Origin of the sequence: Flammeovirga sp. EKP202 (assembly GCF_014534745.1) — a bacterium.
GTDB lineage: Bacteria > Bacteroidota > Bacteroidia > Cytophagales > Flammeovirgaceae > Flammeovirga.
On sequence record NZ_JACVVP010000052.1, the window covers coordinates 1 to 23,656 of the forward strand.

Annotated in this window: 15 protein-coding genes and 1 pseudogene; 10 read left to right on the plus strand and 6 right to left on the minus strand. The window is 35.6% G+C overall.

Annotated elements, in window-relative coordinates; translation table 11 throughout:
* Positions 1-193: 193 nt before the first annotated feature.
* The 4 genes from IC221_RS23380 (at position 194) to cobC (ending at position 3,134) form a co-directional block, all read left to right on the plus strand.
* A complete protein-coding gene (locus IC221_RS23380; protein WP_188171266.1) occupies positions 194-667 on the plus strand; it encodes a DUF1572 family protein in 474 nt (157 codons plus the stop codon).
* A 115-nt stretch (positions 668-782) separates the two neighbouring features.
* Positions 783-1,793, plus strand: a complete 1,011-nt coding sequence (cobT, locus tag IC221_RS23385; protein ID WP_188171267.1) for a nicotinate-nucleotide--dimethylbenzimidazole phosphoribosyltransferase — start codon at positions 783-785, stop codon at positions 1,791-1,793.
* Positions 1,794-1,797: 4 nt separating this feature from the next.
* Positions 1,798-2,586, plus strand: a complete 789-nt coding sequence (cobS, locus tag IC221_RS23390) for an adenosylcobinamide-GDP ribazoletransferase (protein ID WP_188171268.1) — start codon at positions 1,798-1,800, stop codon at positions 2,584-2,586.
* Complete coding sequence (gene cobC, locus IC221_RS23395) at positions 2,571-3,134, plus strand: alpha-ribazole phosphatase (protein WP_188171269.1); 564 nt, start codon at positions 2,571-2,573, stop codon at positions 3,132-3,134. The genes cobS and cobC overlap by 16 nt, the downstream gene beginning before the upstream one ends.
* Before the next feature lie 85 nt (positions 3,135-3,219).
* Here the strand turns inward: cobC and IC221_RS23400 are convergent, their stop codons facing one another.
* From IC221_RS23400 to IC221_RS23420, 5 genes are all read right to left on the minus strand, one after another.
* The gene (locus tag IC221_RS23400; protein WP_188171270.1) at positions 3,220-5,472 is read right to left on the minus strand and encodes a glycoside hydrolase family 3 N-terminal domain-containing protein; all 2,253 of its coding nucleotides are present in this window, start codon (positions 5,470-5,472) and stop codon (positions 3,220-3,222) included.
* A 16-nt stretch (positions 5,473-5,488) separates the two neighbouring features.
* A complete protein-coding gene (locus tag IC221_RS23405; RefSeq protein ID WP_188171271.1) occupies positions 5,489-6,973 on the minus strand; it encodes a glycoside hydrolase family 30 beta sandwich domain-containing protein in 1,485 nt (494 codons plus the stop codon).
* Positions 6,974-7,293: 320 nt separating this feature from the next.
* Complete coding sequence (locus IC221_RS23410; protein ID WP_044210196.1) at positions 7,294-7,521, minus strand: hypothetical protein; 228 nt, start codon at positions 7,519-7,521, stop codon at positions 7,294-7,296.
* Between the two features lie 358 nt (positions 7,522-7,879).
* A complete protein-coding gene (locus IC221_RS23415) occupies positions 7,880-8,350 on the minus strand; it encodes a hypothetical protein (RefSeq protein ID WP_188171272.1) in 471 nt (156 codons plus the stop codon).
* Between the two features lie 182 nt (positions 8,351-8,532).
* Positions 8,533-8,721 carry a hypothetical protein gene (locus tag IC221_RS23420; RefSeq protein WP_188171273.1) on the minus strand — a complete coding sequence of 63 codons (189 nt, stop codon included), beginning with the start codon at positions 8,719-8,721 and terminating at the stop codon, positions 8,533-8,535.
* Between the two features lie 273 nt (positions 8,722-8,994).
* Between IC221_RS23420 and IC221_RS23425 the strand changes: the two genes are divergently transcribed.
* The 3 genes and pseudogenes from IC221_RS23425 (at position 8,995) to rimK (ending at position 10,897) form a co-directional block, all read left to right on the plus strand.
* On the plus strand, positions 8,995-9,243 hold the full coding sequence (locus IC221_RS23425) for a hypothetical protein (protein ID WP_188171274.1): 249 nt from the start codon (positions 8,995-8,997) through the stop codon (positions 9,241-9,243).
* Positions 9,244-9,499: 256 nt separating this feature from the next.
* A pseudogene (locus IC221_RS29615) lies at positions 9,500-9,901 on the plus strand (ATP-dependent zinc protease); the annotation flags it as partial.
* An 84-nt stretch (positions 9,902-9,985) separates the two neighbouring features.
* Positions 9,986-10,897 carry a 30S ribosomal protein S6--L-glutamate ligase gene (rimK, locus tag IC221_RS23430; RefSeq protein WP_223241468.1) on the plus strand — a complete coding sequence of 304 codons (912 nt, stop codon included), beginning with the start codon at positions 9,986-9,988 and terminating at the stop codon, positions 10,895-10,897.
* Positions 10,898-10,955: 58 nt separating this feature from the next.
* Here the strand turns inward: rimK and IC221_RS23435 are convergent, their stop codons facing one another.
* Positions 10,956-11,444, minus strand: coding sequence for a hypothetical protein (locus tag IC221_RS23435; RefSeq protein ID WP_188171276.1), 489 nt, complete (start codon positions 11,442-11,444; stop codon positions 10,956-10,958).
* Between the two features lie 455 nt (positions 11,445-11,899).
* On the opposite strand from IC221_RS23435, the gene IC221_RS23440 reads away from it, so the two are divergent.
* The 3 genes from IC221_RS23440 (at position 11,900) to IC221_RS23450 (ending at position 23,654) form a co-directional block, all read left to right on the plus strand.
* On the plus strand, positions 11,900-12,667 hold the full coding sequence (locus IC221_RS23440; RefSeq protein WP_188171277.1) for a TrmB family transcriptional regulator: 768 nt from the start codon (positions 11,900-11,902) through the stop codon (positions 12,665-12,667).
* Between the two features lie 209 nt (positions 12,668-12,876).
* On the plus strand, positions 12,877-19,737 hold the full coding sequence (locus IC221_RS23445; protein ID WP_188171278.1) for a S8 family serine peptidase: 6,861 nt from the start codon (positions 12,877-12,879) through the stop codon (positions 19,735-19,737).
* A gap of 794 nt (positions 19,738-20,531) precedes the next feature.
* Positions 20,532-23,654 carry a TonB-dependent receptor gene (locus tag IC221_RS23450; RefSeq protein ID WP_188171279.1) on the plus strand — a complete coding sequence of 1,041 codons (3,123 nt, stop codon included), beginning with the start codon at positions 20,532-20,534 and terminating at the stop codon, positions 23,652-23,654.
* The last annotated feature ends 2 nt before the right edge of the window (positions 23,655-23,656 follow it).

The following is a 23,656-nucleotide window of genomic DNA, read 5'->3' on the forward strand; positions in this document are numbered from 1 at the left end:
CTGTTTATGTTCATACGATTTAAAAATGAAGAGTATTTGGAATTTTTGATGGTTTTGCGACAGCCCCTCGCGAACCACAACACACTACTATTAATCCTTCATAAAAGGAGTTATATTAATTAACTAATATTCAGTTTACAGTGTAATTAGCATTATTTTGTCTTGATACTTAATAAACATAAAATAGAATAAGATGACAAACGCCAACGTACTAGCCAATAGACTAAGAGAAGTGATTCTTAACGGAACTTGGATCGCCAATACCAATTATAAAGCACAATTGGAGGGTTTGGAGTATACAATCGCAACAGCGAAGGTGAAAAACCTAAATACCATTGCTGTTTTGGCTCAGCATGTACATTATTATATCAAGGGAATCACGAATGTCTTTGTAAATGGAAAACTGGAAATTAGTGATAAGTATAGCTTTGACTTTCCGCCGATTACATCACAACAGCAGTGGGACAACTTTTTAGAGAAGTTTTGGAAGGATGCTGAACAACTTGCAAATCATATTGAGCAGTTAAATGACGAACAATTACAATCTGTTTTTGTGAAAAAAGAGTATGGTTCATTCCAAAGAAACATTGATGGTATGATAGAACATGCTTATTATCACTTAGGGCAAGTGACTTTGATTCAGAAGATACTATTTGGAGAAGATTAACATGTATTTAGTTTAGAAATAAGTTTAGAATTTATGACTTTTACGGGCAGAAATAATTCAATGAGCAATTATATCATTTAACTAAACTATTAAAAGCTATTACAGCTTCAATCAGATGGAAAAAGAGCTACAGCACAAAATTAATTTTAAAACAAAGCCTCTAGGATCACTAGGAATGTTAGAAAAATTGGCTTTGCAGATTGGTAAAATACAAAATACTTTATCTCCTACGCTAACTAATCCACATATCATTGTATTTGCAGGGGACCATGGAATAGCCCACGAAGGAGTAAGTCCATTTCCTCAAGAAGTGACTTTCCAGATGGTCATGAATTTCTTACAAGGCGGTGCTGCAATTAATTCGTTCTGTTTACAACACGACATTAATCTTCAGGTTGTAGACGCAGGCGTTAATTTTGACTTTGACCCTAACACTGCGTTGATCAACAACAAGGTAGGGAGAGAAACAGCAAGCTTTTTAGCTGCAAAGGCAATGACGCCTGAGCAATATAAAGAATGTATTGAGAACGGTAGAAGTGTAGTGAAAGAGGTGGCCAAAACAGGATGTAATGTGATTGGTTTTGGTGAAATGGGAATAGGTAATACTTCACCTGCATCATTAATCATGAGCCAGATTTGTAACATGACAATTGAGGAATGTACAGGTAGAGGTTCGGGTGTAAATGATGAACAACTTCAAAAGAAACTCAAAACATTAAAAGCAGCAAAAGAGTTTCATGGTAATATCGAAAATGCCGATGAGTTAATGATGACTTTCGGTGGTTTTGAGATGGCTCAAATGTTGGGGGCATTTCTTGAGGCGAAAGACCAAGGAATGGTTATATTAGTGGATGGTTTTATCACGACAAGTGTATTTATGGTTGCAGCTGAGCTTAACCCATCTATACTTGAAAATGCCGTTTACTCTCATCAAAGTGATGAAGGTGGACACAAAAGAATGATAGAACATTTAGGTGGTGAACCTGTTTTAAAATTGAGCCTTAGATTGGGTGAAGGTACAGGTGCTGCAATCGCTTATCCAGTGGTGAAAAGTGCAGTACAGTTTTTAGATACAATGGCAAGTTTTGAAGATGCCGGAGTGAGTAATCATGATGAATTTAAATAGATAAATGAGAGAAGAAATCAATATTTTCTTCACTTCCCTCATGTTTTATACGAGGATACCTTGTCCCTTTACTATTGTTTATAATCCTGATCATATTAATAAAGCGACAAGGTATTTTCCGTTAATTGGGTGGATAGTTGGAGTTATTTCCTTTGTTACTTTTTGGTTAAGTTCCCTACTTTTTGATACCGCAATTTCAGTAGTATTTTCTTTATTGGCAGGGGTGTTGACTACCGGAGCTTTTCATGAAGATGGATTGTCAGATGTGGCTGACGGATTTGGTGGAGGATGGACCAAAGAACGTATTTTGGTCATTATGAAAGACAGTCGTGTAGGTGCCTATGGAGTGATTGCATCCGTACTGCTTTTCTTAATGAAATATGCCGGTTTATCCCAACTTTTTACATTGGCTCCTTCCAATGATATTGGCCTAATGGTATTATTATTTGTAGCCTACCATTCGTTATCAAGACTCACAGCAATAAGTATTTGTTTTATATCAGAATATGCTCGTGATGATGCCACAAGTAAAGTAAAACCAATTGCCAAAACACACGGTCTAAAAGAGATTTTTGGAGCGTTTATTTTTGGTTTGATTCCACTAGGTCTTTTGTGTACTTATAATCTTTATTTTTCTATAACTATAATTCCATTGATCGTATTGGCATTACTTTCTAAGCGTTACTTTGAGAAATGGTTGGATGGTTATACTGGAGATTGTTTAGGTGCTGTACAGCAAATTGCGGAGTGTGTAAGTATTTTAAGTTTTATTGCTTTATGGAAGTTTATGTAATTCGACATACAGCGGTAGATGTACCAAAAGATGTATGTTACGGTCAGTCTGATGTGCCTTTGAAACCTACTTTTAAAGAAGAAGTTGAAGCCTATCGTAAAACTTTACCGACTGATTTTGATCTCATTTTTTCAAGCCCTGCAGAGAGATGTGTAAAACTTTCTGAAGCTTTGGACTATCAAGATATTACCTTTGATGCTCGTCTGTATGAACTTAATTTTGGAGATTGGGAAGGGAAAAAATGGAGTGAGATTGACTCTTTAGAGTTGAATCCTTGGATGGATGATTTTGTAAATGAGAAAGCAACAAATGGAGAATCTTTAGCAGAGATGTTTACGAGAGTAGAATCATTTTTGGATGATCTGAGAGATAGAGAAATTGAGAAAGTAATGGTAGTGGCACACTCTGGAGTGCTTCGTTGTATTTGGGCTTACCTTCTTTCTATTCCATTAAAAAATATCTTTAAGCTACCTGTTGGTTTTGGGGAAACATTGGTGTTCAACTTAGGAAAAGAGGTGGATTACGATAGGATTATTCAAATGAAATAAATGCGGATTGCATTCTAAAATAAATGAAATAAGGCTTGTGTGAAAAGAAGTACAAACTCTTCACACAAGCCTTTCAACATATTATTTATTTAATATTTTTTAGTGTAATGATCTCTGAAGCTAAATTATCAGAAGCGTTTCCAACAAAGATTTCAAACTTTCCTTTCTCTAGTAAAACATTACCGTTTTTATCAAAGAAAGACAATTGATCATCACCAATTTCAAAAGTTACTTTTTTAGATTCACCCGGTGCTAAGTACACTTTTTCAAATCCTTTTAGTTCTAACTTAGGACGCATATAAGAAGCGACTTTGTCATGGATATACAATTGCACCACTTCAGCTCCCTCATATTTCCCCGTATTTTTTACTTCTACCGTTACAGTAATTCTTTCACCTTTGACCAATTCTGTATTAGAGAATTTTGGTTTTGAAATACTAAAAGAAGTATAAGACAAACCATATCCAAACGCATATGCAGGTGTTACAGACACATCCAAATAGTTATTCGTTAAACCGACAGGATCTAAAGGTGTCCCCGTTGGAATACCTAACATCTGAGGGTTGGCAGGTCTGCCTGATTCAATAGAAGAATAATAGATCGGAACTTGACCCAATGTTCTTGGGAAAGTAACCGGAAGTTTACCCGAAGGAGTTACTTTTCCAGTAATCACATCTAAAATGGCAGGACCGCCCATTGTACCAGGGTGCCAAGCATAAAGGATTGCCTTGACTTTATCCTCAATCGTTCCCAAAGTAAGAGGTCTACCAGCCTGTACTACCAAAATAATATTTTTGCCGGCTTCTGCCAATGCATCAATCAATGCTTCTTGAGCACCTGGTAAATGAATAAAAGCTCTACTATGACCTTCACCTGATAAAATAGCATCTTCGCCTGCAAAAACAATCACATCTTTTACACCTTTCATGGAATCAACAGTAGCTTGTATTTGATCTGTATTATTTGATCGTGCATTTTCTAAACCTTGAGCGAATACAATTTGATCACCAAAAGCCTCTTGAAATGCATTTAAAGGTGTTTCAACTTCATCAATAACAGCATCTAGTGACCAAGTACCGACCTGTTCCGCAGGAGCATCTGCCAATGGCCCAACAATACCAATTTTTTGATCTTTAATTTTGAGAGGAAGAGCATTCTCATTTTTCAATAAGACTAAACTCTCAATCGCCATTTTCTTTGCCTCAGCTTTATGAGTAGCACTTAAAATTTCAGTGTTTTTAGGAACACCATTGTACTCTTGTTCAAAAAGGCCTAACGCTACTTTGACGCTTAATATATTTTTGACAGCTGTGTTGACAACTTCAATGTCGATTTCACCACTTTCAATCAGTTCTTTTAAGTGCTTTTGGTAGGCAGAAGAAACCATTTCCATATCCAATTGAGCTGAAGCAGATTGTAATGCAACATCTCTTAGATTTTCACTATACCCTTGGTTGATCATTTGAGACATTGATTCCCAGTCGCTGACCACAAAGCCATCAAAATTCCATTTATCTCTTAATACTTCTTTTAATAAAAATTGATTTGCAGAAGCTGGAATACCATTGATGTCATTGAATGCTGTCATAAAAGTACCTACTCCAGCATCCAACGCAGCCTTAAAAGGAGGGAGGTAAGTATTCCATAGTTGGTAATCTGGAATGGAAACTGCATTGTAATCTTTCCCATTTTCCGTAGCACCATAGCCGATAAAGTGTTTGGCGCACGCAGCAATTCTCCCTTTTTCAGAAGATAATTCATTGCCTTGAAACCCAACAACCATAGCAGCTCCTAATTCCGCCGTAAGATAAGGATCTTCTCCTAATGACTCTGCGATTCTTCCCCAGCGTGGATCTCTACTAATGTCAATCATGGGAGCAAAGGTCCAATTAATACCTTCATCATAAGCTTCCTTTCCCGCAATGTTAGCTCCTGTTTCTACCAGTTTTCTGTTCCATGAAGCCGCTTGACCAAGTGGAATAGGGAATATAGTTTTATAACCATGAATGACATCTCGTCCAATAATTAATGGAATTTTATTGGGACTTTCTTTGGCTACAATTTTTTGAATTTTTTCGATCGCTTTTGGAGTACCGGCGTTGAGGATAGATCCCACACGACCTTCTTTGATGGCATCAATGACGTATTTTGGTACCTCATCACCATTAGTAGAAGCAATTTGAGTCATTTGCCCAATTTTTTGCTCTAAAGTCAGTTGATTGAAGATAGTATTGACTTTATTTTCCATGCTTTGGTTAGTTTGGGCTGAAAGCATATTGTTGAGTGCAAGCACTGGCATTAATACCAGTGCTGCAACAAATTTATTCACTCTATTCATACTATTTGTATTTCTATTATTTATAAAGCAATGTTTGGATAGCGTGAGCAGGAATTTCTACTTGAATTTCTTGTCCACTAACGATGAAATTATAATTAATATCTTCATCTGTTTCGTTCATAACAATCGTAGCTACTGATCCATCTTCATTTTGGAATGAAGTACTGATCAAAGTACTACGGCTTGTGGTTGTACTCACCCTTTTTGCACCAGGCGTAATGTACTTAGAGAAGTGACCAATATAGTAGTAAGAAGGAGTGTAGATCAATTCACCCTTTGTAATATCTGCGTGAATTGGGGCAAAACATAAGTTGTTGACATGGTTTGGGCCACCTGTTTGGTCTAATAAGATATTCCAATCTGTCCAACCTACAGTCCCTTGATTAAAATCATTGATCATATTACGACCATATCTTTCACCATTACTCCATCTCTGATAGTGCTTGGCATCAAAACCTTCTTGACAACCTTCTGTAAATAAGATGTTTTTGTCAGGGAATGATTCTCTGATATTCCCTAAATTTCTCTGCATTTCTTCACCGCCAGTCCAGTTTTCATACCAGTGCATACCAATACCCCAAGCATATTTTGATGCTTCAGGATCTTCAAAAATTACATTGGCTCTTTGAGAAATCAAGTCACGGTTATGATCCCAAACTACAATGTTTTTATCAGACATTCCTGCCTTTTCGAATGTTGGTCCTAAGTAATTCTTTAAGAAATCTCTTTCTTGTTCAGCAGTGTAAACACATGACTCCCAAGTTTGAGTAGCCATTGGCTCATTTTGGATGGTTACACCCCACATCGGAATACCTTGCTTTTCATATTCTTCAATGAATCTTACATAATAATTGGCCCACGACTGGTAGAATTCAGGTTGAAGAGTACCTCCTTTCAACATATTTTTCTTTCCTTTCATAAATGCTGGAGGCGACCAAGGTGAGGCATACGTTGTCAATTGACCTCCACTGGAAGCAATGGCTCTTTTCATCATTGGAATTCTGAATTCCAAGTCATGTTCAATCGAAAATGTCTTTAATTCTTTATCTCCTTCTTCAATATAGGTATACGAGTAAGGTGAAAAATCACTACTATGTATAGTTGTTCTCAGAAGGGAGTATTTGATACCATCTTCAGTATAATAAGCTTTGATTAATTCGTCTTGTTTGTCTTTTGGTAACTTAGCCCATACTTCAGCAGAAGCATCAGTAATAGCACCTCCAATTCCCATAAAGGTTTGAAAAGACTTATTTGGGTTGACAAATACAGAAACTTCATCTTCTCGGGGTTGATCCGCTTTTTTGAAAGAAGCTTTTCCTGTTTCAGAAAGTCTATGTTTTGTATTTGAAGCAGTAGTAATAATTTTTACTTCTTCAAGCGCTAAAGCAGGTTTTACTTCCTCGGTTTTAGTTGTTTCATTTACGGCACCTGATTGCACACATGCTGATAATACAACGGGTGCGATAATAGCCTTTAGAATATTGCTTATTTGTTTTTTCATGATGGAATCAATTCGTAAAACTTTATTTTTCATTTCGTTTACAAATGTAGATGACGCACTTCTTAAATGTCCTACAACATGTTTCTAAATAAAGTCTACAGCTGAAATGTATAAGTCTACGAATAGTCTACATAAATTTATAAAGATCACTGATTGAGTGACTTGAGTGTGGTTTTAGGTATAAAATAAAATCAGTTATTGAAGTAGATTTTAAGTATTCCAATATTTCTGTAAAGTGTATTTTCGTTTAAGAGATTAAATTTCACACATAAAAAAAAGGAGATAAACTCCTTTTTTCGATTTCTTTTTGGTTTTGTTTTTTAGAGAAAGGGCAATACTTCAATTCCTTCTTCAGTCAATATGATTTTAATATCATCTTTTTCTTCCTTGGCTTCAATTAACCCATTTCTGCATAGTGTGTGTGTGATCCTTTTTAATTCATGCAGTGAAGAAGTTAGTCCTAATGTTTCGGCTAATACTAATATCGAATGATAAGCCCCTGGTTCAAGAGCTTTTACAATCTGTAGAGATTTATATTGTATACTCATCACCTTATTTAGTTTATTTATTTTGTACTAAAAGATCAGAATACTCATTCCAACCTAGTTCTCTATGTACTTATTTAAATAAACGTGCATTAACAAAAAAAGGATGCGGTTGAACCGAAAGTTTCTCTTTAAAAATGAAAATATAATCTTAAATATGTTATAAAGGTGGTCCTTAAAAATACAATACGTTCAAATTCATACCTTTAAAGGTAAAGCAGAATTATCTTTTTCTCCCAATTTGAAAAACCCTAATTAATTACATAATTTTATGTCGCAATTGTACATTCAAGCGACGAAATCAAAGATATTTTTTGGCGATTTTGTCGCTAATGTATTTCCTTCCCTCTTTCATAACCCTTCAAAGCTGTTTTACCACTCTTTTATTTTTATCAAAATAAAGTGCTTTCTGCTTACTAATTGACCTTTTTTCTACTCTTAAAAAGGAATTGTCTTCAAAATAATAATTGATAGTCAAAGCATAGTGTACAGCGTAGATTTGTAATTCAAAAGCAGCATCTTCTTTTAAAGGAGTTTGGATGGTTTGCATTAGAAACGCATAAAAGTCCTCTTTTTGTTCGAAATCTTTCTGAGGATCAATCTCAACTTGATAATCCAGATAAACTTCATTTTTGTTGATATAAGCACCACTTTTATAGAAAACAGCAGAGTCTTCTTCTAATACTTCATAGGTATTATAAGTAGAGACAAAATAGTCTAAATACCCTGTTGTCTCTTCGTGATCTGATTGGGCATACGTAAAATGGAAAAACAGTATAAAAAGAACAGTGAGAATATATTGATACATCATATTTTCAATAAAATAAATCATAAAAGCGAGTACTATAGTCTATTCAATTTTATAAAAGCAGCGTTATAGCGTTTTGTGTGAAGAGCGGACTGGTATTTAATCTATACCTCTCTACTCTTTCTACTTGAACTACTATCCATATAGCACTTTATTGATAAATTGTATTCTCCCTATTTTAGTTCCCCAAACGCAGATTTTTTGATTTATTTCTCTGTTTCTGACACTCTTTGTGTATTTCCTGTAAAGAATATCTCTGATAGTATTGAATTTTCCTGTTCAATATTCCAGTTTAAGCTGTTCTTGAGGTTTTCTCCTTCGATAAATATCAATAAAATAATACTGGATAGTATTATAAGAAGACGGCTGTAGTTTTTTACAAATTGTAGTAACATAATTGGTTTCAAATATAAACGAGTTTCATTTCAAGTACTTTTAAGGGTATTACAATCAATGAGTTATTATCGTTTTCTAGCGTTTGAATAATGCAATCAGTTCCGTTTTTTGTACAAAATAATGAGCCGTTTTTTACTAATATTTAAAAACAAAACTGTTAAAACTCTTATTTATTAGCAAAATCTATTAAAAGTGACTTAACTCATTTTTCTATATTAACATTAATGAATATTATTGTGAACACACTATTTATTGAAATTACCAAGTAAAACATGTCAACTGAATCTAAAATTACTAAACTATTAGCAGGTATTTGCCTTAACTACGGGACATCCCTTCAGACAATTGTCCGTCAATTTGGAATCAAAGCATCAACACCGGAACTGGAACAAATGATTGATGAGTTGCATGACAGAGGTTATGTACACTCTATTGAAAAAGGCCCTAAAGGTATTTTTGCCCAGATTACTTCCCTAGGTAACGAAAAAGCAAAAGATTTATTAGAATATGCTACGGTATAGTCTAGTTGACTGCGGAAAAGGCACTATGTATTTAGTGCCTTTTTTTGTGTCTATTAATAATTGATTTTCAGTTGGTATGCTCTTTTTATCACTTTTTGACCTAATAAATTAACCATTTTATCATTTTCTCTTAAAATTGTTTTTAAGCAATTATATTAATATTCGAAATGTTTACTAGAAAGATTAAAACTTTGGGAAGGTAAATAAGTTTAATAATTGATTTTCTGTCTTACACACTACTTTAAATCAGTCATTTATGAATACAAATAAAATAATTGTTGGAAGCGAAGAATGGTGTAGTTTTCCTCAAATAAACATTCCTGCAATCAAAGCAAGAGTTGATTCAGGTGCTAAAACCTCTGCCCTTCATGCTGTTAATATTATTCCTTATAAAAAAGATGGAGCCCCTTGGGTAAGTTTTGAAGTTCACCCATTACAAAATGATGGAAAAACAACAGTGAGATGCGAGGCTCCTGTTCATGATAAACGAAAAGTAAAGAGTTCTAGTGGTAACTCTGAAGTGCGTTTTGTAATAAAAACGGTGTTAGCTATCGCTGATGATACTTGGGAAGTGCAATTGACACTAACCAATAGAGATACTATGGGTTATAGAATGCTTCTTGGTCGCCAAGCCATGTCGGGAAAGATGTTGGTTGACCCAGAATCATCATGCTTATTAGGTGAACCGACCGAAGATTTATTAAAGCAATACTATCATAATAAGATCGCAAAACCTACGGGTTTGAAAATCGGACTTTTAGCAAGCAACCCTGATTTATATAGTAATAGAAGAATCATGGAAGCTGGGCAAGAAAGAGGGCATGAAGTAGAGTTTTTGAATATCAAGGATTGCTATATTAAGCTAGACGGAAAGAACCCTGAGATGCATTACAGGGGAGGCAGAATTTTGAATGACTTTGATGCGATTATACCACGTATTCGCCCTAGTGCGACTTTTTACGGCACTGCATTGACAAGACATTTTGAAGCCATGGGCGTTTATACTCTAAACAATGCCTCATCAATTACTAGATCAAGAGACAAATTGTATGCACTTCAATTACTTATCAATAACGGTTTACCGATCCCCACTACTGGTTTTGCCAATTCACCATTAGATACTGATGAATTGATCAAGATGGTAGGAGGAGCACCTTTAATTGTCAAACTATTAGAGGGTACACAAGGAAAAGGCGTAGTATTGGCAGAGACAACAAAAGCGGCAGAGAGTTTAATTAATGCTTTTAAAAGTCTGAAAGCTAATATATTAGTACAAGAATTTGTGAAAGAAGCTAACGGGAAAGATCTACGATGCTTTGTTGTGAATGGTAGAGTGGTGGAAAGTATAATGCGTACGGCTGCACCGGGTGAGTTTAGGGCAAATATTCATATGGGAGGTACTGCGTCACTTGTGAAGATTACTCCAGAAGAGAAAAAAGTAGCACTTTTAGCAGCTAAGACACTTAATCTAAAAGTAGCAGGTGTTGATATTATTAGAGGTCAAAATGGACCGTTGTTATTGGAGGTGAACTCTTCTCCTGGATTGGAAGGGATTGAAGGTGTGTCCAGTAAAGATATTGCTGGGAAGATGATTGAGGTAATCGAAAAAGACCTTAAATATAAAAAACCAGAGAAAGTTGTAGAAAACGCCTAAATAAATGGCTCCAAGAAGGTTACTTTTTGGAGCCATTGTTATTAAAGTAAGACTTGTATTAATGTTCAGCTAACATTTTCTTATGATCGGCCATCAATTGATCATGTTCTTTCTCCATCAATTCATGTTCACTTTCTAATGTTTCTTCATGTTCCTTTTCCATTCTGTCATGATCGGCTTTCATTGTAGCCATATCTACGTTACCTGAAGCATGTTTTTCAACTAAAACTTCATGTTCTGCCAATATTTCGTCATGTTTTTTCATCAACATATGATGCTTTTTTAGAATAGCAGTGTGTTGTGCCTCCATAGCTTCATGTGAAGGATCTTCTTTTCCACCGTTAAGGGCTTCATGCTCTTTGACCATTTTTGCATGCAAAGCTTCCATTTTTTCATGATCTTCTGCTAATTTTTTATGCTCAGCCTCCATCTCTTGATGCTCTTTCAATAGGGCTTTGTGCTCTTCAGATTCTGAAGGATTGGAAGAACAACCAATAAGCAAGAAAGAGGCGATTAGAAACGAGAAAATCTTAATAGTTAATTTCATAGTAATAATATTGATAATAGAAAGTTATATTGAGAACCTAATATAACTTTATTCTGCTTGATAGTCAATAATGTATGATGCTCTTTACTTATCGTAGCCTGTTCTAATCAAAAAGAATGAACGTGGTATTATAGAGTATAAGCTAAGTTTTGATTTTAAATTCGCTAAAGCTCAAACAAAAAAAGCTCTCATAAAGGTCAATTGAAAGTTTACGATAGTTTAGTTTACAATGTAATTACTTAAATATGTACACTTTCTTCAATTTGAAGAGAAAAATGTTTCTACCAAAACGAGTAGTAAATAGATTTGTAGGGTTCTTTTGAATGAAAAAAGATATGATTTTTATGATTTAAAGTACTGAAATTAAGATAATCCGCAATTGTGTATTGTATTATTAATTTTTTTTCACGAATTCTTGCATACTTTTTATAAAGGTACTACTTTTGGTAGTAGTTATGGATAGCTTATTATTAAACATAGGATTTTCTCATCAAGAACTGAAGATTTACAAGCTCTTATTAGAGAAAGGGGAATTGTCTGTTACGGAAATTTCTAGGGCAACTTCGATCCCTACCTCAAAACTATATGCCTTTATGGATACACTGACCGATAAAGGATTTTGTAGATTAATAAAAGACCGTCCAAAGATTTACGCACTAAACTCTCCTAATTCGGCATTTTCAAGAATTAGGGACGAATATTTACAAAAAGAAAAAGCATTACAAAAATTAAGTACAGAACTAGAAGACAAATTTTTACAAACGCAGTCTAATACCGCTACTGTTTTTAAAACTATAACCAGTAAGAAGGAAATACTCGAAGAATATTATCGGTTATTTCGATTAGCTAAAAAGGTTGGTGTTGGTTTTTCAAAAGCACCTTATACGGTGAACATCAATGAACTTGAAAACGTAAATCCATCAGAAGAAGATTCTATTAACAGTGGAGTAGAGTTTAAGGGGATTTATGAATTGCCTCCAGGAGAGGATCAGGCATCGATAAAGAAGCTAGCCAATTATTTTAAATCAAAAGGAGAAGACGTGAAGATGGTTGAATCCTTGCCTTTTAAAATGTTGATGGTGGATTTTCAATACGTGCTTATTCTATTGCATGGAGGTGCCGGAATGTCATTAAATATGGCATTAAGTATTGATGACAAGGATTTCGCAACATCAATGTATGATTTATTCAATCTTTATTGGGAAAAAGCAGACGTAGTCTAGACTTCACTCAACAATACAAAAGTGTGCTCGTATTGTTGAACTACAACATCTTCATCTCATAGTGAAGAACAATAGAATATTGTTCTCTTACTGACTTACATAACTTTTTATGCTTTATAAATAAATGAACTCATTTATAGTGGAGACATATTGTCAAAATTATAATAGGTTTTTAATTTTTTTTAAACCAATTCATATCTTATTTAAACATGATGAACTTAGTTACTCGAACTAAATTGTGGTTGAGTTTGATGGCAGTGTGTTGCCTATTTTTTCAAACTTCAATACACGCACAGGACAATGATGTAATTACCAAAGGGGTAATTAGAATTAAAGTAAAACAAGGCAACGTCAACTTTTTAGAAGAGCAAGTAGCCAAGATTACTAAGAACGAACTGCCAATTAATGCTACGGGTTTTAGAAATTTTGACCAATTAAATGATAAGTTTCACACCACAAATATTAAAAGAGTTTTCCGTCATGCAGGAAAATTTGAAGCAAGACACCAAGCGTATGGTTTTCACCAATGGTACGAAATCCAAACGGACTCACTAAATGAGGTGCAAGAGTTATTGTCTGCTTATGAAGCTTTGGAAATGGTAGAATTTGCTGAACCAAAAAGGGAATATAGCCTTTTTGATACAATGAGCGAAGCTCCAAATGATCCCTTCTTCAACAATCAATGGCATTATCACAACTTTGGACAATCATGGGGAACGCCCGGTGCTGATATCAACTTGTTGAAAGCGTGGGAGATCGAAACAGGTACTCCAGACGTAGTTGTTGGTGTGATTGATGGTGGTATTGATGTAAACCATCCAGACTTGATCAACAGATTATGGATCAACACAGGAGAAATCCCTGGTAACGGTATTGATGATGATGGCAATGGTTATGTAGATGATTATTATGGCTGGAACTATGCTGATAATATGCCAACGATTATTCCTCATTACCATGGTACACACGTTGCAGGTACTATTGCGGCAGAAAACAACAATGGTGTTGGTGTATCAGGTGTAGCTGGTGGTTCTAAGCCAGAAGATGGAGTAAGAATGATGTCATTACAGGTATTCTCTAATTTCTTGAACTCCTCTACAGCAGGAGGTTTTGAAGAAGCTTTTATTTATGCGGCAGATATGGGGTCCGTTATCACCAATAACTCATGGGGTGGTGGCATGGAATCTGAATTGCAAAAAGAAACAATTCGTTACTTTATTGAAAACGCAGGTAAAGATGCTGATGGTAATGTAGTAGGTCCGGTAGATGGTGGAGTTGCAATTTTTGCAGCAGGAAACTACGGTGGCCATAATGGTATTTATACACGCCCAGCGTCATCATTTCCATCCACAATGGATGAAGTAATTTGTGTGGCCAATACAGATAATACAGATAAAAAAGCTTACTCATCGTACTGGAATGAAACAGTAGATATTTCTGCTCCAGGTACAGATATTTATTCGACTTTCCCTGACGGACAGTATGAAGTGATTTCAGGTACTTCAATGGCGGCGCCTCACGTAGCAGGTGTAGCTGCATTAATTGCCTCAAATAATGCATATAGTATTACGGCGGATCAAGTGAGAGACCGATTAGTGAATCACTCAAAAAATATTGATCATCTTAACCCAACTTTTGTAGGTAAAATGGGTAAAGGTCGTTTAGATGCTTATGCTTCATTGGTAAAAGATGAAGGAGCATTGCCTCCAGTAGTATCAGATTGGGGTTTCCAATATGTTTACTCTACCACAGCTAGAATCGGTTGGATGTTTGTGAAAGATGATTTTGGTTTAACGATCAAGAACTATGAAATCTTAAAAGCGAATGGTGAATTCACTAACAATGCTGACTTTGAAGCGAACGCTGAAGTAATTTCATACCAAGCTATTACTGCAAATTCGTTTGCCAATTACATCATTGAAGGTTTAGCACCGGTAAATACTTATTCTATTGCCATCAAAGCGGTTGATCAATTTGGAAATAAATCACCTTTGTCTGAAGTATTTACAGTAACTACACAAGCTACCCCATTATTATCTTGGGTGACTGAAGACGAGCCTCATTTACAATATGATGTAACTTCAGGAGAGTTCCCTTCAGCAAGTTTAGCTATTACAAACTCTGGTTCAGTGCCGAGTAGAATTGTGTTTACAATCAATGACTTTGACTATTCTCAAGAAGCACAGTCATCAATGAGAACAGCTTCAAATGCTACTTCGTTTTCACCAGAAAATAATTTGCCATTTGTATCTTCTGAGGAATTTTCAAAAATCGCATTTTCGGATATTCCAGGAGATGGAGGAAGTATTGATATCGAAGATGAGATTTCAATCTTGCCAGATACGAAAAAGATAGACTCGGTTTATCATGAACAAGAGCCACTACCTACTTATATGGTAGGTCATACTGGGGCTGCCATGGAATATGCCAACAAGTTTGTGGCAGAGAGAGATATGGAAATTAGTGTGGTTAGGGCTGTACTTTCAAATGAAATGTATGCATCTGTTCCTTTTTCAGTAGCTATGTATATTGGTGGTGAAGATCAACCTTTTGGTCAACCTGTTGCAACAAGTAGTTTTTACGTTTCAGGTCAACAAAGAGGAGGTTGGGTAGAAACTTCATTCTGGCCTAAAAAAGTAAAAGCAGGTGAAATTTTCTGGATTGCAATTGGAGCTCCTCAAGGAATTTACTTCCCACTTGGTGCAGATGAAGCTTCTTATAGCGACAGAGGAAAATCATATGCAAGAAAGGGAACACACGGCTATTACACTGATTATGCTTCTGCTCATAAATCATTATTTAAAATTAGAGCTTATGAGGCACAAAAGAAAAACGATATGGTTTCCTTCAGCAATAGATATCATGATATCAACAACGGTGAAGAAGCGAGAACGGATGTTACTTTAAGAGGTTCAGATTGGAAAAATGGTACTTACAAATTACAAATTTTGGCATCTCATGAGAATCCAAATCAATACCCTTTAGCAAAAGACATCTATGTAACGGTATCTGGAAATACTCCTGACATAGTAACAAGTGTTGAAGAATTCGCTTTCGGTACACTATTCGAAAATCAATCTGACAATCAAACGTTTGTGTTGAGAAATGAAGGAAAAGCCGATGCTGAAGCTATTCAATTGACGGTTTCAAATGAGGATTATTTCTCCGTTTCTCCTTCAGAAATCCCTTCTTTAAAGTCAGGTGAGCAGGTAGAAGTGATTGTGAGTGCCAAAGCGAAAGCTGAAGTGATTAATGTGGAAGGTGAATTATCAATTGAAGGTTTTGGTGTTTCTATTCCTTTATCCGTAAATCACGTGATAGGACCAAAAATTGTTGCGGACTTATCAACAATCGACTGGACAGGTGATAATGCAGTGACAATTGGTGAGTCAAGAACAGCTGAATTTACCTTCACAAATGAAGGTGATCAAGCGACTGAGTTTGTTTTTGAAAGCATTGAAAACGATGGTTATACAGGTTTTGTAAGCGATATTGTTCCATCAAGAGCTATTCTTGATGCTGGTGAGTCTATCACTTTGGAAGTGTTAATTGATACAGAAGGCGAAATTGCTTATTCTAATACAAAGTCAACGACACTTTATGCAACACACGATGCAGGAAGAACAAGTGTTCGATTTGAAGTTGAATTACTTGGAGAAGTAGTAGCTGAATATGACGCAGATGTTGATTTTGGAAGCATTATTTATACTGACGGAGCTACATTATCAAGATATGTGACAATTGAAAACAAAGGTAATGTAAAAGGTACTTTCTCAATGGGCGATCTTCCTGCAGGATTTACAGTAAGTGGTTATATTCCATCATCAGTAAGTCCGAATGGTAAAGTGAATTTAAACGTGAAAGCAACTTTTGCAGGTGTGGAAGAATTGTCAGGTGTGATGTCATTTACAATGAATGATGAGCCTTATGAAATTAATTTGAAGGCGACTTCATTACCATCACCGACCATTGATGTAAATACGGGGAACTTTGTTGCGTCAGATCAAATTGCTTACGGTGAAGATGGACAAACGACTTCATTGACGGTGACAAATGAGTCAGAAGATCTTGATTTATACTATAGTTTGACTACACCAAAATGGATGGTAGAAGAAGGAGAAGAGTTCTTTGATTTTGAAGGAATTGATGGTTTCGGTTATGAATACAAAATTGAAGATAGCTTAGTATGGGAAGATATTTCAGCAATAGGTAAAGATGTCTCTTATGAAATGTTCTATCCTGACTTTGTTTATGCTTTCGAATTTGAAAAGTTCAAATTCCCATTCTATGGTCAATACTATGATCGTTTCCAAATGTCAATTGCAGCGTTGATAAGTTTTAATCCAGAGACAACTCCTTCTGATTTTGGATATACTCCAAACCCTTATTATAATATTGCAGATGGTAGTATTTATAATGGATTAGACCTAGGAATTATTTCTGCATTCTGGATGAAAATGACTCCATCAAGCTTTGAGGGAAGCGGTATATTTATGTATGAGAAAGAAGATAGACTCATCATACAATTTGAGAAAAATGTCGCTGTAGGTGCTGGATCATTAGGAGCAGAAACAATCACTTCTTTACAAATGGTACTGCATGCAAATGGTGATATTGATATGGCCTATAAAACATTGCCAACTGTATTTGTTTACCAGAATATCGGTATGAAAAATATTGAAGGTGATTATGCTTGGCAATACATGGAAACGAATGCAGATTTCAGAGCAAGAATTTTAGGGAAAACTATTAGAATTAAAGCTCCTAACTTGATTCAAGTTCCTGCTTTGACTTCAAAAGAGATTAAGTTACAGTATGTGGGGAATGATACACCAGTGGGTGAACATGAAGCTGAAGTAATTGTACATAATAATGATGCTACAAATTCAAGAGTCATTACAGATGTAAGCCTTACAGTAACTGGAGAAGCTGTATTAAGTTTAGAAGCAGATTCTTTATTATTTGATCAGTTAGTATATCTTGAAGATTCAGTGATGGAACAATCTCAAGATTTCGTACTTAAAAATGAAGGAAGTTTACCAGTTAATGTTACAGCTTCATTACTGCATGATCAATCTTTCAGCTTTGATATTGATACCTTAGTAGGTGCATTCAGTGAGTTGGCATTGCCAGTAGCTTTCGGAGCAAATACAAATGATATGGTAGTTGATACGTTAGTATTGGACTTTGATAACGGAGAACAAATGTTGCTTCCACTTCAAGGTGACGCTTTACTGCCTGCCATCATTGAGTATGATTTAGCAGAAACGGTAAGAACTGATACATTAGACATCTTAGTGAATGAAGGTGCTGAAACGGTTTATAATTTCTCATTATTAAATGCAGGTTTAGAGCAAGAATTGGATTATGCAGTTACTTTAGGAATTGCGAAATACGGTTGGGGTGTTGAGAAATCAATGAAAGTAGAACCTGAAGAAGAGGAGGAATCTCCTGAGCCAGCGGCTGTCTTGGAAAACAATACACTTGAATCTTTAGCAATGCTAGATGCATTTGATTTCAATGCACAAAATCTTAGAGCAAGTTCAATGAGAACAGTTCACGTTGAAAAGCATGCCTTCTCGGATTCAATCTCATATGACTTGCCAACAGAAGAACCGATGAATTACTTAGGATCATTAGACTTTGATGTTCATTATGCAGCGAAGTTTGAAGTAAACAACATCCAAGGTTTTACATTAACGCATATCAGCAACTACTTCGTGAAGCAGTCGGACTCAGCTTGGAAATTTGAAGTCTTAAAAGGTGATTCACCAACGTCTGAAGAGGTACTTACAACACAAATGTATTACCCAAGTTCATTAACAGGTGAAATGGAAAACATCACTTTAGACCAACCAATTTTCTTCGAAGATGGTGAAACATTCGTGATTCGTGTAATGGCGCCTCAAGATGTAGAATTCCGTTTGCCGGTAGATTATAACGTACCTTCAGTGATTGGTAAATACTTTGTCACTCTGGATGGCGGTAATAACTGGGAAGTGATGTCATCAAGCAACTTCTTCTATTATACTTACGCAATTAAGTTGAGAGCTATGGATGCTTATGGTCAAGAGTGGGTGGACATTACTCCAAAAGCAGGATCTATTGCATCAAAAGATACAACGGAGATCTCAATCACAACGTCAATGAACAGATTTGAAACGGGTGATTACGAAGGCTACCTTTACATTGGTCATAATCAAAAGCTGAAAGAAACAATCAAAGTGCCAACGGCTATCAAATACAATGCGGCTCCTTACTTTACAGATTCAACAGCTTTGAGCATCAACGAAGGAGATAGCATCACTTGGTCACTTCCAATGCTTGATAATGAAGGACATTCAATCTCAGTAAGCGAAGCTACAAACGCAGATGATTTCACTTATGATATGTCAAACGACACATTATACTTAACAATGTCGCCTACTTACTTGATGAGTGGAGAATACTTCCCGTCATTCGAGATTGAGGACGAATTGGGTGCTAAAAAAGTAATTGACTTCTCCGTGGAAGTAGTGGATACGAAAGTAGCTCCAGTTATTGTAAAAGAATTTGATTCACTTTCATTACATCCAAGTTCTGAGACAGTGTTATCACTTGATGAGTATTTTGAGACGTTAGATGAGGAAGAAATGATCTTCTACGTAAAGAGTGCAGATCAATTTACAACAGCTTGGGTTAATGGTAGCGAGTTAACAGTATTTGGATCAAGCCTTGGTGATTCTGAAATCACTGTCGTGGCAGAAAACGAGTCAGGTCTTAAAGTAGAAAGCTTATTGAAAGTAACTGTTTTAGGAGCTCCATTATCAGTGAATGTAGATAAGTTGGATCAGCTTGTTTATCCTAATCCTACAAAAGGAAAAGTATGGATGAAATTGCCATCTACTTTCTCTAGTAATGCTTCTGTTGTAGAAGTATACAATCTGACAGGACAACTGATGTCAGCATCAGAGGTTCAAAATACTGGAAATATTGTTGAAGTAAACCTATCAAGTATGCCAAATGGTTTCTATTTGATCAAGGTAAGTAATGGTACTTCTCAAGTAAAAGGTAAAGTATTGAAAAAGTAATGAACTATTCTGTGGTCCGAATATCACGGTTTGAGGAGAAAAACCTTCTCATCAAACTTTGAAATATTGAAATAAGGACGACACCAACAAAAAGGATTACAGAATAAATAATTGAAGAAGCATCGGGATTTATCTCGATGCTTTTTTTATTTCAGCAATTTCTCAAAAGCTATCAATATCAGATTCGCGTCTTGTAAATTATCCAAAAACCTCCTGTTTTTTACTTACCATAAATCCTTGAAGACTTCATTTATGTTGTTATAAATACCTTTTGCATCGCATGATTTCTATCAATAATTATTGAAATGCCCAATTTTGAATAAAGATATTTTAACAAAGGGCAAGTTGTGGGGTTAATTGTGTATATTTTACACTCAATATTATCTGAACACTTTTATTTGGGAACTATTTTTTTGTTTAAGGAGGTTAATATTTTAAGCCTAAATCACAAAAAGGTAGAAAAAAGTGTACAAATTGATGTGAAATATCAACATAAATTGTCTAGTGCATTTTTATGCAAAGTTTTGTTAATGTAATAGTTAAATATCTGTAAATTAGTTATTTATGATTTTGTTGTTTAGAAAAATGTCGAGTTGTTAGATCTCTATTTGGGTATTGTACAGTTTTGATCTAGTCAAGTATCGGGTGAATAAATTATTATTTCTCATCTTTGTTAAGGGTTTCGCAGACACTTATTAATTTTTATCTAGCCGGTCGCTGATTTTATAAAGAAAAATTTGAAATGAAATGAAAAGGCAGACTAGCTCTTTAATCTAAATTAACTTTTTACGAGTATGAGTAAAGCTTATCTTATTTTACAATTCATTCTGACTTGTTTCATACTTTCTACTTTTAACTTGGAAGGTATTGCACAAGAAGTAGAACAGAATGTTTTGAAAGGGCGAGTGATAGACACTGAATCAGGTGAGCCTATCCCAGGGGTGAATATTGTTATTCAAAAAACTAGCAAAGGTACTACTACTAATTTTGACGGAGAATTTTCATTGGCCGTTCAACCTGAAGAATCTATCGTGATCAGTTACATTGGGTATCAAGATCAGGTGATTTTGGTTGGAAACAAAACGTACCTTGACGTAAAACTTCAAGTTGATGTAGAGGCATTGGATGAAGTGGTTGTAATTGGTTATGGTACACAAAAGAAGAAAGAAATTACAGGAGCTGTAGGTTCAGTAAAATCGGATGACATTGTAAAAATCGCTACAGCAGACCTTGGAGAGTCACTTCAAGGACAAATTGCAGGTGTAGACGTACAGCAAAGTTCAGGTCGTCCGGGTGATGAAGCAAACATTCAGATTCGTGGTATTGTTTCAGCAAAGTCAGCAGGTGGTCCATTGTACATTGTGGATGGTATTCCTTTCCAAGGAAATCCAAACATTGCACCAGAGCAAATCAAAAGTATTGATGTACTAAAAGATGGTGCTGCAGCTTCAGTTTATGGTACTAGAGCAGCGGGTGGTGTAATCTTAATCACTACAAAAAGAGGTGAACAAGGAAAGTTATCAGTGGATTTCTCAGCGTATGCAGGTATTCAAAATATCACGTCAAATACGCCATTAAACAACCACCAAGAGCAATTGTATGTTGATCACAACAGAATTGAATCAGAAGGTGGTATGCAAAATTTATACTTATTCAATCCTAACGCAGGTTATAACAATTCTAATTATGTAGAAGATGTACAAAACAACAATGCTTCAATCCAATCTTACAACTTAGGTATATCAGGTGGATCAGAGCATTTGAAATTCAATGTTTCAACAAACTACTTTAACCAAGAGGGTGTTTTAATCAACTCAGGTTTCGAGCGTTTTACTACACGTATGAATGGTGAGTACACACAAGGTAAATTCAAAGCATTTGCTTCAGTGGGTATCACAGATGAGAATAAACAAACAGAGCCTTGGGGATTATATGAATTAGCGATTGCTCAAAAGCCATGGGTTCCTGCATTGGACCAAAATACTCAAGTAGGTAACAACGGACTAGTGGTTGAAACAGAGCAAGTAGAAAACTTCGGTTATTTAGCGACTCAATTATCGAATGAGAATAACACTGAAGTAATGTCTACCAACTTAGCGTTAGCTCTTGAATACGAAATCATTGACGGTCTAAAATATAAAGCGAGTTTTGGTAGAAATACTTACTCTTCTGAAAACGTTTTATTCCAACCTCAATTATTGATTTATAGAGAAAACGGTACTTTAGCAGCAGGTGCTTCTCAAATGGAGTCTAGAATGACAATCAACAACTACCTTTCTAGCTCAACTACTTTTGAGAATATCCTTTCTTATAACAAAACATTTGGAAAGCATACCTTAGGTGTGACAGCGGTTTACTCTTTTGAGGAGTACAACAACGAAACAAGAAGCATACTTACTGAAGGTCTATTAGACAATGCCACAAAAACATTAAGTGCAGGTTCAGTAGCATTTTTGCCTCAACAATATATCTCAACAAATACATTGGTTGGTAAGATGTTTAGAGCGCAATACAATTATGATAACCGTTACCTATTATCGTTATCATTAAGAAACGATGGTTCTTCTAACTTCTCTGAAGATAATAGATATGGTACATTCTACGGTGCTTCAGCAGGCTGGAATGTTAGCGAGGAAGAGTTCTTCAAGAATTCAGTATTGGGCGACTTCATGACAGGTTTTAAAATTCGTGGTAGTTACGGTCAAGTGGGTAACCAAAGCATCGCTCCTTACTCATTCATGCCTAGAATTGAAAGTGGTGTAGATTACACATTCGGAGTAGGACAAAATGAGGCAATAGCAACGGGTGCAATTTTCAGAAGATATGTAAATCCTGACTTAAAGTGGGAAACTACAATTTCAAGAAACGTTGGTGTTGATTTAGCTCTATTCAACGATAGATTAACAGTCTCTTATGACTACTACAACAACAGCAAGGAGGATATGTTATTAGATCAAACAATTCCACCATCATTCGGTACTTCAGTAACAGAACCTGCAGGTGGAAATGCTACTCCATATACTTCAATCTTAGTGAATGCGGGTAACATGGTGAACAAAGGTCATGAAATCGCAGTTGGATATAAGCATCTTCATGAAAATGGTTTCCAATGGAGCGTGAATTATACTTTCTCTAGAAACATCAACGAAGTTACAGATTTGAATGGTGTTGAAGGTTTCGCTTTCAGAGGTGGTATTCCAGTACAAACAAGACAAGGTTTCCAAGATCATACTACATTCTTGAAAGAAGGTTATCCTGCCGGTGCATTCTTCTTATTGGAGCACCAAGGTGTAATCAAGACGGAAGAGCAATTGAAAGCATACAACGAAAGCTTACCAGGTATGGAAGCTGAGATGGGAGATATGATGTACCGTGATGTAAACGGTGATGGTGTAATTGATGATAACGATAGAGTGTATGCTGGTTCGGGCCAAGCAAAATTCAATATGGGTATGGGTATTAATGCTGCCTACAAAGGATTTGACTTATTCGTTCAGTTATATTATTCACATGGAGCGAAGATTTACAATGGAGCAAATCTTTATGCTTATGGTATGGGTAGACACAGAGATATGCAATATGCTTGGTCTCCTGCGAATCCTGATTCAGATATCGCTGCAGTAAGATCAAACTCAGAACACCCTAACACAAGATCAAGTTCTGATTACTTCTTAGAAGATGGTTCTTACTTACGTATTCGTAACATCACTTTAGGTTATACACTTCCTAAGAAATTATTTAACGACAAAGTAAATACTTTAAGATTCTACATCACTGCTCAGAATCCATTTACAATCACAGGTTATAAAGGTTATGACCCAGAAGTTGGTGGAGATGGTCTATTCATGAGAGGTGTAGATAGAGGTAGCTATCCTATTACAAGAAGATTCTTAGGTGGCGTGAAGTTTAACTTTTAGTT